Origin of the sequence: Sphingobium terrigena (assembly GCF_003591655.1) — a bacterium.
GTDB lineage: Bacteria > Pseudomonadota > Alphaproteobacteria > Sphingomonadales > Sphingomonadaceae > Sphingobium > Sphingobium terrigena.
In genome coordinates this window covers 284,740-297,598 of sequence record NZ_QVRA01000001.1, presented here as the reverse complement: position 1 = coordinate 297,598, position 12,859 = coordinate 284,740, and the positions used below count along the sequence as shown (strand labels likewise).

Here is a 12,859-nt window from a genome sequence, read left to right as displayed (position 1 = left end):
ACGATTAAATGAATTGTCTGCCAACTTTAACGTGCTCCCCATTTCTCCTCCGGTCATAACTGGAGTCCAAGATTGTCATCGTGCCCTTGCGGGCGAGGTTGCAAAACCCGTCCAGCAGCATCGGTGGGCGTCAGCCCGCCTGTCCCGCTACGCGGTCGTGAATGGTTGTAGTCAAGGCGCCAGCGGCTCAGTACCGAGAGGGCATGGCTCAACGTAAGCGGGGCCTGAGGCTTTCAATTACCCACAAGTGATCGCGAGCGCGATTCCGTTGGCCGCATGAGCGTTGCTCGCCTGGAATCAGGCATGATTCGCGGGAGCTTCGAAATGTACCTTGGGCGCATGTAGTGCGCCTGAGACGATCTGCATCGGATCGGCATGACTTCGATATTGGCCTATGTTTGCAATATCTCGCCTGCCGTTCATGAGCAGGGAATGCCAGTTGAACAGTAGGGCGTCGCTAAGTGGTTCGCGATAGCCGCGAAACAGGTTCGCCATAAGCTCGGCCGCTCCCGCTTCTGCGGCATTGGCGCGCCGATTGTCCGTTTTGATTCCGAGATGCTTTGCAACCGATGACTGCACGCTCGCCCGATCGAGAATCTCACCCTCGATCGCTGAGCTGTCGACAGCTTCCTGAGCCAAGAGTTCGATGGACAAATCCTGACGATCCCCGGTGTCGAGATGGGACAAGACACCGATGAGGACGCCTGCGCCTCTCAGGAACCGGTCCTCGCGACTCTTCAGACGCTGCGCGTCATAAGTGAAGTTGGGCCAGTCGGGTTGCTGCCAGTTCCAACGCATGATCGATAGACTACCTTTCTATCGATCATGATATTACCAAATTTGATTTATAAAAGCTCTTTTTATCGCTCAGTTTTGAGCGCGTCAGTCGCGCTGCAGTTCGCTCGGGCAAGTGGGTCATGCATCCCGTTTTGCGTCGTTGGGCGATACATAAGCCGAGCAATCCATGCGTTCGGTCTCAAAGGGCGTCACTAGGGTTTCAAGAGGGTCCTTGAGGTTTCCCCTCTCCAGAATCCTGCTATCTTCATCCTGTCCGGCGCAAATTTTGTCAGAAAAATGCATCATGAATCTGACAAATAAGCTTTGCAATCTGTCAGACCGCGATGACGTCCTCGCAACCGTCGAAGCGCTCCAGCGCTCGTCGAACCAACCGGCCGCATGATCATCACGCACGGCATTGCTCTGTCGATATCACCCACACCGCGCCTTGCTCTCCGGACCGCGCGAAGCGCAAAGAGTGCGTCGACGAAGCTCCTTTGGGAGTGGTCGCCACGTTCACCTTGTCATGCGCAGCCATTAGGTTTTTCTGCTGCACGATTTTTAGGTTATCAGGTTCAGCGGGTGCGATGATCCCCCTCAGTTGGCCGAAATATGTAGCCATATTTCGGCCAATCCAATGCCCAGACAGATACGATCCGTCCTGCGCGGCGACAACTACGATGGCCGGTTGAGCGGCGACTATGATGGCCGGTAGGATCGGTTGTCTGGTCTGATCGTAGGGAGGGGCGCAGCCCCGACCGGAGAGCGGACCAGACAACCGGTGGCGATCTTTTTCCCCTTCTTTCGGGGGGCAGATCGGGGCTGTGGCGGGCGGTGGTATCGGAACACTCATCGAACAACGAGCGATGGGTTTGCGATGCCGGGCCACCACATTTCCGATCAGCAGGTATTTCTCTTCATGACCCATCGTCGCCAACACACCCAGGCCGTCGCGGCTGCCAAGGCCGGTATCAGCGAACGCAGCGCACGCCGGATCGAGAACGATCCGCAGCTTCCGTCCCAGAAGAAGAAGGAGCGCCACTGGCGCACCCGCGCCGATCCGCTCGAGCCATTCTGGCCACGTATAGAGGAGTTGCTCCAGATCGACGGTATCATTGCCGTCACGGTCTTCGAGACGCTCCAGGACGAGTTCGGCGAGGATGCTGTTCCCGATGCGATACGACGAACACTGGAACGCCGGATCGCCCGCTGGCGGGCACTGCACGGCGGCGAGAAGGAGATCTTCTTCCCGCAGCATCATGAGCCCGGTCGGCAGGGCCTGTCGGATTTCACGGTATGCGACAGTCTCAAGGTCACTGTTGCCGGCGAGACCCTGGCCTATCGCCTCTACCACTTCCGCTTGGCGGCGAGTGGCTGGGAGCATGCGGCTGTCGTGCTGGGCGGGGAGAGCTTTGCCGCCCTTTCGGAGCACCTGCAGGATGCGTTGTGGAAGCTGGGCGGTGCGCCGGCCGAACACCGCAGCGATTCCCTGTCAGCCGCCTACAAAAACCTCAACGCCGATGCGCAGCGGGATTTCACCCGAAGCTATGACGAGCTGTGTCGTCATTACGGCATGCTTGCTACCCGCAACAACCGCGGCGAGGCGCACGAGAACGGATCGATCGAAGGTCCCCATGCCCATCTCAAGCGACGGCTCGATCAGGCCTTACGCCGGCGGGGCAGCCGCGATTTCGTCAGCATCGAGGCCTGGCGCGAGTTCGTTGAGGCGCAGGTCGCCAGACAGAACCGGCGACATGCTGCGCGCATCGATGCAGAACGCAGGGTACTCAAGGCGCTGCCCGCAAGGCGAACCACCGATTTCGCCATGGTCACCGTCGATGTCACCCGCAACGGCACCGTCGCCATCGATCGGGTTACCTATTCGGTGCCTTCCCGCCTCGTCGGACGGCGCCTCAACGCGCATCTCTTTGACGATCGCATCGAGCTCTTCCTCGGTCCGGACAGGGTAATGTCCACGCCGCGTGTGCGGATCAGTCATCCCCACCGGGGGCATAGCATCGATTTCCGGCACATGATCGGTAACCTGCGCCGCAAGCCCGGTGCACTGCGCAACCTCGTCTACCGCGAAGCCCTCTTCCCCGATCACGCCTACCGGCGGGCCTGGCAAGCCTTCGATGCCCAACTCGATGGACGGCAGGCCTGCCGCGATGCCGTCGCGCTGCTCGATATCGCCGCCAGGGGCGACTGTGTCGACGTGCTGGCCCGGCGGATCGATGAGGCTCTCGACAGCGGGCGCTTGCCCGATGTCGATGCGCTCAGGGACGAGTTCCTGCCAACCGCAAGATCGCAGCGCGATGTCGCTATCCCGCCACCCGATCTGCACAGCTACAACAGCCTGATCGCCAGCGGGGAGGTGCACTGATGACCCGCACCAAGGATCAGGCCGCCGCCGTACTGCCTACCCTGCTGAAGGCCTTGCGCCTGCCGAGCATCAACCGCAACTGGAAGCACCTCACCGACACCGCCGATCGCGATGGCTGGCCGGCCGCCAACCTGCTGGCCTCGCTTCTCGAGATCGAGATGGCTGATCGCTCCTCCCGGCGCATCCAGCGCCATCGCGACCAGTCCGGCTTGCCCGCAGGCAAGACCTTCGCCACCTTCGATTTCGACGCCGCCCCCGGCATCCGCAAACCGCACCTCTTGTCCCTCGCCGCCGGTGACGACTGGATCGAGAACGGCGGCAACCTGCTGCTGTTCGGCCAGAGCGGGACCGGCAAGACGCACGCAGTTGCCGCCATTGGCCATGCCCTCATCGACACGGGGCGGCGCGTCCTGTTCTGCTCCACCACCGACATGGTCCAGAAGCTCCAGTCCGCGCGCCGCGACCTCAGCTTGCCCGCCATGCTCGACAAGCTCGACAAGTTCGATCTCATCGTGCTCGACGATCTGTCCTACGTCCGCAAGGACCAGGTCGAAACCAGCGCCTTGTTCGAGCTCATCGCCCACCGCTACGAACGCCACTCGCTCGCCATTACCGCCAACCAGCCATTTTCGGCATGGGACAACGTCTTCCCTGATCCCGCCATGGCTGTCGCCGCGATCGACCGCCTCGTGCACCACTCGACCATCATCGAGATGAACGGCGAAAGCTACCGCAAGCGTTCCGCCGTCGCCCGCATCAACGCCGGCGATTACGACCCGCCCAATGGCGCCCCGGACCGGCCATCATAATTGTCGCTGGCTTCGCGCTCGGGAGCACCCTTGCTGAGGCAACGGGTAATTGTCGCCAGCGGCAATTACATGCCAACCATCCCATGCGCTTCAAACCCTCGCTTCCGGCCAGCGCCAGCGACAATTACCCAGCGTCGTAATTGTCGCTCGACGGTTGCTCCTCGCAACAGCAAATGGTAGCCAGAATTCACCAACCGGCGCGGCCACCTATCGGCCATCAAAATTGACGCCGACCGGACTCCGTAATCGTCGCGCTACACCCGCTGAAACGCTAAGGATCAGCTGTTGACGGTGGCGATTAGAGAACCCCGTGGACACGGCCCATGCTGGGCGGCGGGCTGATCGAGAGGACTGTTCAAGCATAAATTCTCCACTTGCAGGGGAAGATTCATGCTTACTGTCCCCGCAAAATCCTAATGATGTCACCGACCAGCGGCATCGGGTCGCGCCAGTCCCACACATAATAGCCGGTGCGCGGATGGAGATACTCCACCGCAAAGGCGATGCTCTCCCGCAGACGGCTCGGTGGCCTCTGCCCCGGCACGGACACGGCAGCGGGTGCGCGCAATATCTGTACGAGCCGCTTGGCATCCGGGATCGCGTAGCGGGCGCGGCGATTGCTATAGAGAGGCGGCGCGGCATCGCCAGCTTCGGGCACCGCCGCGCGATACTGTTCCCAGGCGAATTGCGCCCCCGCCTGGCTGGCCAGCGGCAAACTGCCCCAAAAGCGACCGTTGATCTCCATTAGCCAGTAAGTACCCGTCGCAGGATCATGGCGATATTCCACCATCGCTGGCCCTTCCCAACCGATATAACGCAGCAGTGCCTCGGACTTCGCCATCTGTGCGCGATGGTCCGACAGGGGAACGGTTGCGCACAGGGTGGACACGCCGCCGCTCGCGGGAAATTCGCGCAGTCGGCGATGCTGGAAGCGCAGCCGAGCCTCCCCGCCCGCCATCATCAGCATCTGCCCGAAGCCGTAACCGCCGCACCAGCCCTGCACTAGCGGCCACACCGCCAGCGCATCATAGGGTACCAGCTTCGCCAGCAGGTCGGTGGCGTCGGTCGCGTAGGCAATCTTCTCGAACGGCAGGCCCGCCGCATCGAGCGCGGCCCACATCGCGGGCGGATCGCTCCATTTCAGGATGGCAGGATAGGGCAGAGTCGCGGCCTTCGCGGCGAAATCCTCACCCGTCAGCGGCTGCCAGCTTGGCGGGCCGGCGATCCCCACAGCTGCAGCCGCTTCCAGCGTGCGCGTCTTATCGAGCACCACCGCCAGCCGGTCGGCGCGCGGGGTCAGGATGCGGCAGCCTTCGATAACCTCCGGCAGATCAGCGAGCGCGATCAGATCGCCCTCGCTGATCGCCAGCAGCACCGCCGCGCCCGTTTCTCGAATCACCTTGGGCAACCAGTCGGCCAGATCGCGCGCCCTAGGCCGCACGACGAAGCGCGCGGTGTGTCGCGAATAGCGCCCGATCGCCTTTACGCTCCTGCCGATGGCGACAACCGGCACGCCAAGGCGGCCAAGCTCGCGCACGACCGTAAGCCCGATGGCGCTGTCCACGCCCAGAACGATGGCAACGGGCAAGGTCATGCGAACTGCAGCGCATTTTCATAGCGGATTGCCGCCCACGCCAGCTGAACCATGCGTGGGTCCGTGCGGACCCGGCTGGGCGCGAGCCGGTCATGCGACAGCATCTCGAAACTATGGGTCGCCACGACGAAGCTATGCTGCCCTTGACTGGCCGCGAACCGCAGGCCTGCGGCCGCCTCCGCCTCGATCAGCGCATTCTGCGCCCTTCCGGTCAGCAACGTCAGACCCTCTAGCGCGAAATCGCCTATATGCCGTCCTAGGCATCCGTCTACGGGCGAGTCGGAAAACCATTCCAGCCGTTCGGTGTGGAAATGCACCTGTACCCCATGCCCACGCGCCATGATCGGCTCGAGCATCCGCGTCACACGATCGGGGCCACGGACGACGCCGGGCATGGGATCGAAGAACATGCTCGTGATCCCGCGCGCTTCCATCCTTTTCATCAGCCAGCCGACTCCATGCTCGCCGGTGACGGACAGCCGCAAATTCTTGTCCGCCGTGATTTCCGTTGCCAGCCGGCTGGCGGGCAATGCCGTGTCGATCGTAGTGGGCGCGCGCGTCATCCGCCGGGCATAGCATCATAGCCTTACCAATTGTTAGCCAATACCAAGGCGCACTGATGTTGAATCACGTTCGGGTGTGCATCGACAAATTCGATAGCCGGTCTGTCCGTCGTCAGAACATTTGGTGCAACTCGCGGCGTAAATTAGCGGAGTGCGGGCCTCGTCAGGGGTTGATGTTTAGGCGGCGAGCTTACGGTGCTGCAAGCGCCGATGCTCGAGGGTCTGTCGCTTGATCTGCGTGTTTCGGAAAATCCCGGACAGATATTTCACTAAATCGCGGACAGGGGGCCTTCAGCGACGATTTTTTCAAGGAGGGTTTGGACTTCATCTTCGTTCCTTCGTCATTAAGACGAAGCCCCAACCCTCCTTAATTCACAACCTCAAATCTGTGCCATTGGTGCTGACGGTGGACAACCTATGAGAATCGGCACGCGGCTTTTACGATCAAGCAATCATTCCTAAGCGTCGTTAACTATCCTCTAACGCTTGCGATGCCATTATATGGCAATGCTAAAAATCGCACCGGGGTGAACATGAGCAGCATCTCCATCAACGACCTCTTGGCTATGCGAAGCGCCATCCTCGACAGGAATGCGGCGCTTCGAAATGTAGCAAGCAGCGCGGGTTCTGTTGGTAGCCCCGGGGGTGCGGGAGCAAAATTCGAAGCAGCGATGGATACCGTGCTTGGAAAGGCGGACGGTGCAGACTCGCTTGCAGGCCCTGGCTCAAACCAAAGGATTTTGGGGACTGAACGCACGGAACCAGGCGGCTTTACCTCTACACTGCAAACACAGCTTCAAAAGATTAATGACATCAACGCTCGCGCCGGCCAGTTGACAGTCGCCTATGAGCGCGGCGAAGAGGTCGATATTGCAAAGGTCATGCTCGCGCGGCAGGAGTCGTCGATCGCCTTCGAAGCGACGCTGCAGGTTCGCAATAGGTTGCTTTCCGCGTATAAGGACATCATGAGCATGCCGGTCTAGCGCAAGCTGTCGACCGTATCATTGTAAGCAAGTCAAGCACCGGATCAGCTATGATGGTTCAGCTCGGCATCGAAGGGTATTATGTTATGAGAAGATCGAGGGCGCTTATCGCGGCCATGTTTCTGTTATCCCTAGCCGTAACGGCTTGTGGCAGCAGCGAAAAAACGTCGGACATCTCCGAGGATCAGATGAACCATTATGCCGGCATAGCGGAGCACGATCACCCGACGAACTCTACAAACGCGACAGCGCACTCGCCTACGCCAAATCCAGCGAAGAAGCAGTAGCGGCCACAGACCGATCAGGAGCCTTTCGGCTTGCGACCGCTATTGTGCATGCTGACGATTTTCCAGCTATTTCCCACGCGCGTTAAGACGCTGGTCGCGACGCCAATACGCTCGGCAACGGCTCCGTTCTTGGGTTCGATCCGATAGCGGTAGGTCTCAGTAGCGAGTGCAACCGGTCCCTCAAAGCGAACGCTGACCTTGTAGTCAGAAAATGTGAACGACTTGAACGCCGCCAGCTCTGGCGCAAGATGATGGGCAAGGTATGTTGTGTAGGTTCCCTCGTAGCCACCCGTTTCGAATATCTGCGAGTCGACCGCGAAGAGATCCTCGGTACCCTTTGCGTCGAGCTTCTTGATCGCCGCCTTGTACTGTGACAGCACCGCCTCCACGGCCCCTGTATCCGCGACTCGCTCAGGCTGCGCGGTGACTGCGATCGGCATGGCCAACGCTGTGGCTACTGCTACTCTCAATACCAAAATCATGTTTCCCCCTTTGATACCGCAAGATGGTTGAGGCCACCATTCATAAGGTGCCCTCAGGAATTCTTGTACCGATATCGCTAGTATTATCAAACCAAGCAAATCCTGCTACCTGAACAAGAGAGGTAAGAGAGGTGGCCGGGTTTGTCTGAACAGGGATCGGCAATGGTTAAGTGGATCGTCTGCCGGGTTCCTTGCCTTGCCAATACGGGGCGTCATGCAGGGAGGGCGTAGCCCGATCGGAGTGACGCCCCGTATCGGTTGCCAAATTCATGCTGCCATCATTACCGGCAGGTTGTCAAAATACGCCTGATCCGGCGTCCTGGCGGCGAGGCTCGAATGTGGCCTCCTTCCATTGTAAAAGTTCAGATAACGACCGATCGACGCGCGGGCTTCGCTGACCCGCCGTAGGCCCGGAGGTAAACCTCCTCATATTTGACTGAGCGCCACAGGCGCTCGACAACGACATTGTCGCGCCACGCGCCCCTGCCGTCCATGCTTATGGCGATTTTTTCTCGGAGCAGCACGCTGGTGAAGGCCATGCTCGTGAATTGGCTGCCCTGATCTGTATTGAAAATCTCCGGTTTGCCGAAGCGCGCCAGTGCTTCTTCCAGAGCCTCAACACAAAAATCGGCTTCCATCGTGATCGACACCCGCCAGGCCAGAACGTTGCGGCTGAACCAGTCCACGATGGCAACGAGATATACAAAGCCCCTCGCCATCGGAATGTAACTGATGTCGGTCGCCAAGACTTGGTTGGGACGCACGATCGCCAGCTTGCGCAGCAAATAGGGATAGATCTTGTGCCCCAGCGCGGGCTTCGATGTGCTCGGGCGGCGGTAGATCGCCTCAATCGCCATCGTCTTCATCAGCGTGCCAACATGCTGGCGGCCGATCTTGAAGCCCTCCTGCCGGAGCAGGTCGCGCAGCATCCGGCTCCCGGCGAATGGAAACTCCAGGTGCAGTTCGTCGATCCGCCGCATGATGGCGAGATCGGCAGGCGGCACCGGTCTGGGCAGATAATAAATGCTGCCCCGGCTGATCCCAAGCTCCCGGGCTTGCCGCGCCAACGGCAGTGCGTGCGAACGGTCGATCATCGTTTTGCGCTCGGCAACAGTCCCGCCTTCCCGAGCGCCCCTGACAAAAAATCGTTCACCAACGTCAGTTCACCGATTTTGGCGTGCAGCGTCTTTACGTCGATCACTGGCTCGGCAGCCTCGCTCCGCGTCTCGCTCCCGAATACACCGGCAGCCCCTTCCAGAAGCTGCCCGCGCCATTGCGTGATCTGGTTCGGATGCACGTCAAACTGCTGCGCCAGCTCCGCCAGCGTCTTCTCGCCCTTCACGGCGGCCAATGCCACCTTCGCTTTGAATGCCGGGCTGTGATTCCGGCGTGGTCGTTTGCTCATCTCTACTCCAGTCACGCGGCCATCCTGGCCGCCGGCAGGCAGAAAATCCACTTATCCCGATGTGCAGTTTTGCCAGGCCACCTCTGATCAGTCAAAGGCGCGTCCTCGGTGAAGACGCGCCCTCGGCCGTCCCTGTTCAGAAAACGACCGCTTTATGCGCACAGACGGACCCGTTCAGAATGCCAAGTGGTATAATCCGCCGTGCATGAAGGTTCCGCCAAGGAACCCCTGGATGGAGATAGCGAGCGTCATCAGGCCAAGCACCACCCAGTACAACGTCCGCGACCGCTCGGGAACCTTACCGTGGCGCGCTGCCATCCAAGCCAGCGCGACGCCGAAGACCGCGATCAACGTCCCGAGCCAGCGATGCGTCATCAGGATCGGGTTGCGGTCGGTCAGGTAGAACCCGCCCGCGAACCAGCCCAGGAACGCCGCCGCGATTGCTCCCAGCGCTCCGACGACCAACATTATATGTGCGACATGCCGATAGTCCCGGTTGCGGCGCCACAACCCGAACAGCTCCACCCCGAACGCACCGATGAACAGTGCGATGGGAAAATGAATGACCATGGTGTGCAGCCGGCCCAGCCAGCTCACAAGCCGTTCACCGAAACTCTTGTTCTTGTTGGCGGTCTCCTCGTGCATGCCGCCCATGTCCATGTCGTCGCCGGCGATGTCGCGGCCGCCCATGTTCATGTCCACGGTCGACATAGAGCCCATGCCCATGTGGCCGTCGCCAGCGTCTGCTCCATCCTTTTTCTGAGTCTCGACTGCGCTGTTAGCACCTGGCCCGGCCCCGAGCGCATCGTGATCTTCATGCGCCGCTGCCGATGTGCTTACTGACATTGCAACCGCAAGGAGCAAAGCGAAGGCTCCGCTTCGTTTACCGCGCATCACCCAACCCCTTGTTTCGTGTTCATCAATGCCCGTTTGCCTCACCCGGCCAAATCCTTTCGTGAAACCCATCGCCCGCTCTTCAAGACGAACTGGGCCGTGGAGCTACACCAGCTGCGGCGACCGCATCTGCCGCCCCAGCCTGAAAAAACCGCCGATCAGCTGCCGTGGCGGGCGAACAGGCGGCGCCCCCCGGGGCCGAAGGCGACCACGTCATAGGCCTGTGCNGTAATTGTCGCTCGACGGTTGCTCCTCGCAACAGCAAATGGTAGCCAGAATTCACCAACCGGCGCGGCCACCTATCGGCCATCAAAATTGACGCCGACCGGACTCCGTAATCGTCGCGCTACACGTCCGTCGATTTATGTCCAGCGTCCGAATGATCTTGGATTTTATGCCATGAATATACCATGAGCTTATCTCGGTCATAAAAATTGAGGCTATTGCTCGACGCATGGAAGCTCGTCGCGCGCGCATGGTCTAGAATTGGCTGGCGCTCGACCCGGGCCTGAGCCGAGCATCCAGGCACATCCAGCCTTTTCCACGAATACAGATCGTGCTAATAATGCTCTCGGCGAATTCGCAAGTCTATGATTTGATTGCGAAATCAATCGCTTAGGTCGCCCGGCCGAAAGCTCTTCTGAGTCCGTAGATGTTCATATGCGTCCGGCCTCGTCCAGAGCCGTGCTTGCGACTTGAAGCGGCATGACCTCAATGCCCTTCCGCAATGGATAGCTCTCAGTCCCCGGATAGATGACAATTCGCTGCTGAGGATTCAAATCTGCGCAGGCTTGGTGGAAGCCCCGCTCCAAAGTCGGTGCCAAGCTCCGTTTGACCTCGATCGCCCAGAGCGCCCCCCCCGGCAGGGTCAGCAGCAGATCGATCTCGGCGCCGGCCGCAGTGCGGTAGAAATTCGCCTGCGTCCCTTCTGGCGCGGCTGCGATCATCGTCTCGAGAACAAACCCTTCCCAACTTGCGCCGGCTACCGGATGACCAAGCACGTCTTCCAATGTGGCTAGGCCAAGCAGCGTGTGGACGAGACCGCTGTCGCGCACATAAACGCGCGGAGACTTGACCAGTCGCTTACCGGCGTTGGCGTGCCACGGCTCTAGCCTTCGGACCAGCAGCAGATCGACGAGCAGATCCAGATACGCGGCGACGGTCTTGCCGTCGACGCCGAGCGAACGCGCGAACTCGGCGGCATTGAGCAGACCAGACTGGTGATGCGCCAGCATGGTCCAGAAGCGTCGGAGTGTCTCGGCAGCAATGCGCGGCCCCAGCATCGGTACGTCGCGCTCAAGATAGGTGCGGACGAAATCCTGGCGCCAGCGCTGGCTGAGACGATCGTCGGCCGCAAGGAAGCTGTCCGGAAAACCACCACGGTTCCACAGGCTGGACAAATCTTCGGCCGGAACCTCCAATCCATCGATCGGCCCCATTTCGAGATAGCTGATACGCCCAGCCAAGCTTTCCCCGGATTGGCGGAGCAGATCCAGCGAGGCTGATCCGAGGAGCAGGAAGCGGCCGGCCCGGCGTCCTTTGCGCCTGCCCTCGTCGATGAGGCCGCGCAGGATCTGGAACAAGCCGGGGAGACGGTGAACCTCATCGAGGATGACGAGCTTGTCCTCATGGCCTGCGAGATAGAGTTCGGGGTCTGCCATCCGCGCCCGATCCGCATCGGATTCGAGGTCGAGATAGAGCGATGGTCGCTGCTCGCCGATCACGCGCGCCAGGGTAGTTTTGCCGACCTGCCGCGGACCCAGAAGGGCAACGGCGGGTGTGGTGTCCAATCGCTCGGTTAATTGGGCAGCGATTCTGCGTTCGATCATCCTTGCATTTATGGATTGAAATTCCAGTTTTGCAAGGTTATTCTGCGTCCCTTGGATACCCGCGCAAGATCCACATTATTCGATCGTGTACTCTGGCATGACCTGCTTCGCTTGCTATTGTTAGGTTTCCGCTTATTTGAACATGGTCACCCGGTTCTTGACGCTCGGACGCTCCTGCATTGCTTTGTACCATGAGGACAGCGTGTAGCACTCGGTCGGAACTTCAACATCCAGATGATCGACGAAAATGAGCCCGCCGAGCACGGCCATGTCTGCCATCGAGAAAAAATCTCCGGCTACGAACGGCTGCTGCCTCAGTATGCTATCGAAATACCGCATCCCGGCAAAAGCCTTGTCTCGCTGGTAGATGCCCCACTCCCAGTTCTGGTACTTTTCGACCTGGGGCCCGAGCCCAGGTGTCGCATGGTGGAAATAAATGCTGATGGCCTCGATGAACTCCATCTCGGCGCGCTTGGTCATCATGTGGATGACGCCCTGCTCTTTCGGCGTCGTGCCGGTCAGGGTCGGCATTCCGTCAAGAACGTCCAGGTACCGGGTTATAGCCACGCATTCGGAGATGAAGGTTCCATCCTCAAGCCCAAGGACCGGTACGGTGCCGGAGTAATTCTTGTCTCGGAACGTAGCGGTCTTATGCTCACCCTTCAGAAGATCGATCGGCACGAATTCGATGCGCGGCTCCAGGCTTTTTTCAGCAATGGCGATACGTACGCGCGCGGGAAATGGCCCCAAAGCAGTATCATAGATCTTCATCATGCCTCATTCCCGATTGCCTGCCAGTTGGTAGGGGGCTATCCCATCCAGAAGCGCCAGGTCAATGCCTATCTGCCACTAG

At 60.0% G+C, this 12,859-nt stretch carries 12 protein-coding genes and 1 pseudogene; 3 read left to right on the top strand and 10 right to left on the bottom strand.

Annotated elements, in window-relative coordinates; genetic code table 11:
- Positions 1-53 precede the first annotated feature (53 nt).
- From D0Z70_RS25810 to D0Z70_RS24780, 3 genes are all read right to left on the bottom strand, one after another.
- Entirely contained in the window at positions 54-212 is a 159-nt protein-coding gene (locus tag D0Z70_RS25810) for an integrase core domain-containing protein (RefSeq protein ID WP_220475610.1), read from the bottom strand.
- An 85-nt stretch (positions 213-297) separates the two neighbouring features.
- Positions 298-798 (bottom strand): DUF4172 domain-containing protein, encoded by a 501-nt coding sequence (locus tag D0Z70_RS01415; protein WP_119743618.1) that lies wholly within the window; start codon positions 796-798, stop codon positions 298-300.
- A 117-nt stretch (positions 799-915) separates the two neighbouring features.
- On the bottom strand, positions 916-1,191 hold the full coding sequence (locus D0Z70_RS24780; protein ID WP_182913804.1) for a hypothetical protein: 276 nt from the start codon (positions 1,189-1,191) through the stop codon (positions 916-918).
- Positions 1,192-1,654: 463 nt separating this feature from the next.
- Here D0Z70_RS24780 and istA point away from each other — a divergent pair, with 463 nt between their 5' ends.
- Both istA and istB read left to right on the top strand, forming a co-directional pair.
- The gene (gene istA, locus D0Z70_RS01410; RefSeq protein ID WP_020818759.1) at positions 1,655-3,160 is read left to right on the top strand and encodes an IS21 family transposase; all 1,506 of its coding nucleotides are present in this window, start codon (positions 1,655-1,657) and stop codon (positions 3,158-3,160) included.
- Positions 3,160-3,969, top strand: a complete 810-nt coding sequence (gene istB / locus D0Z70_RS01405) for an IS21-like element helper ATPase IstB (protein WP_020818758.1) — start codon at positions 3,160-3,162, stop codon at positions 3,967-3,969. The genes istA and istB overlap by 1 nt, the downstream gene beginning before the upstream one ends.
- Before the next feature lie 394 nt (positions 3,970-4,363).
- On the opposite strand, the gene D0Z70_RS01400 is transcribed toward istB, so the two are convergent.
- Positions 4,364-5,563 carry a carboxylate--amine ligase gene (locus D0Z70_RS01400; protein WP_088181955.1) on the bottom strand — a complete coding sequence of 400 codons (1,200 nt, stop codon included), beginning with the start codon at positions 5,561-5,563 and terminating at the stop codon, positions 4,364-4,366.
- A complete protein-coding gene (locus tag D0Z70_RS01395; RefSeq protein WP_052027594.1) occupies positions 5,560-6,126 on the bottom strand; it encodes a polysaccharide deacetylase family protein in 567 nt (188 codons plus the stop codon). The genes D0Z70_RS01400 and D0Z70_RS01395 overlap by 4 nt, the downstream gene beginning before the upstream one ends.
- Positions 6,127-6,659: 533 nt before the next feature.
- Between D0Z70_RS01395 and fliE the strand changes: the two genes are divergently transcribed.
- Positions 6,660-7,109 (top strand): flagellar hook-basal body complex protein FliE, encoded by a 450-nt coding sequence (gene fliE, locus D0Z70_RS01390; protein ID WP_037472259.1) that lies wholly within the window; start codon positions 6,660-6,662, stop codon positions 7,107-7,109.
- Between the two features lie 301 nt (positions 7,110-7,410).
- Here fliE and D0Z70_RS01380 read toward each other — a convergent pair whose 3' ends face one another.
- The 5 genes and pseudogenes from D0Z70_RS01380 to D0Z70_RS01355 form a co-directional block, all read right to left on the bottom strand.
- Entirely contained in the window at positions 7,411-7,878 is a 468-nt protein-coding gene (locus D0Z70_RS01380; RefSeq protein ID WP_037472261.1) for a YybH family protein, read from the bottom strand.
- A 267-nt stretch (positions 7,879-8,145) separates the two neighbouring features.
- Positions 8,146-9,283, bottom strand: a pseudogene (locus D0Z70_RS01375) (IS3 family transposase).
- Positions 9,284-9,457: 174 nt separating this feature from the next.
- The gene (locus tag D0Z70_RS01370; RefSeq protein WP_239018768.1) at positions 9,458-10,249 is read right to left on the bottom strand and encodes a DUF2231 domain-containing protein; all 792 of its coding nucleotides are present in this window, start codon (positions 10,247-10,249) and stop codon (positions 9,458-9,460) included.
- 584 nt (positions 10,250-10,833) lie between these two features.
- Positions 10,834-12,006, bottom strand: a complete 1,173-nt coding sequence (locus D0Z70_RS01360; RefSeq protein ID WP_119743617.1) for an ATP-binding protein — start codon at positions 12,004-12,006, stop codon at positions 10,834-10,836.
- A gap of 132 nt (positions 12,007-12,138) precedes the next feature.
- Positions 12,139-12,780, bottom strand: coding sequence for a glutathione S-transferase (locus D0Z70_RS01355; protein WP_220475609.1), 642 nt, complete (start codon positions 12,778-12,780; stop codon positions 12,139-12,141).
- Between the last annotated feature and the right edge of the window lie 79 nt (positions 12,781-12,859).

Excerpts from the sequence above, each read along its gene's own strand:
- istA (WP_020818759.1), top strand. The coding sequence starts at position 1,655 with ATGCCGGGCCACCACATTTCCGATCAGCAGGTATTTCTCTTCATGACC.
- D0Z70_RS01395 (WP_052027594.1), bottom strand. The coding sequence starts at position 6,126 with ATGACGCGCGCGCCCACTACGATCGACACGGCATTGCCCGCCAGCCGG.
- D0Z70_RS01415 (WP_119743618.1), bottom strand. The coding sequence starts at position 798 with ATGCGTTGGAACTGGCAGCAACCCGACTGGCCCAACTTCACTTATGAC.
- D0Z70_RS01370 (WP_239018768.1), bottom strand. The coding sequence starts at position 10,249 with ATGGGTTTCACGAAAGGATTTGGCCGGGTGAGGCAAACGGGCATTGAT.
- D0Z70_RS01400 (WP_088181955.1), bottom strand. The coding sequence starts at position 5,563 with ATGACCTTGCCCGTTGCCATCGTTCTGGGCGTGGACAGCGCCATCGGG.
- D0Z70_RS01360 (WP_119743617.1), bottom strand. The coding sequence starts at position 12,006 with ATGATCGAACGCAGAATCGCTGCCCAATTAACCGAGCGATTGGACACC.
- D0Z70_RS01355 (WP_220475609.1), bottom strand. The coding sequence starts at position 12,780 with ATGATGAAGATCTATGATACTGCTTTGGGGCCATTTCCCGCGCGCGTA.
- istB (WP_020818758.1), top strand. The coding sequence starts at position 3,160 with ATGACCCGCACCAAGGATCAGGCCGCCGCCGTACTGCCTACCCTGCTG.
- fliE (WP_037472259.1), top strand. The coding sequence starts at position 6,660 with ATGAGCAGCATCTCCATCAACGACCTCTTGGCTATGCGAAGCGCCATC.
- D0Z70_RS01380 (WP_037472261.1), bottom strand. The coding sequence starts at position 7,878 with ATGATTTTGGTATTGAGAGTAGCAGTAGCCACAGCGTTGGCCATGCCG.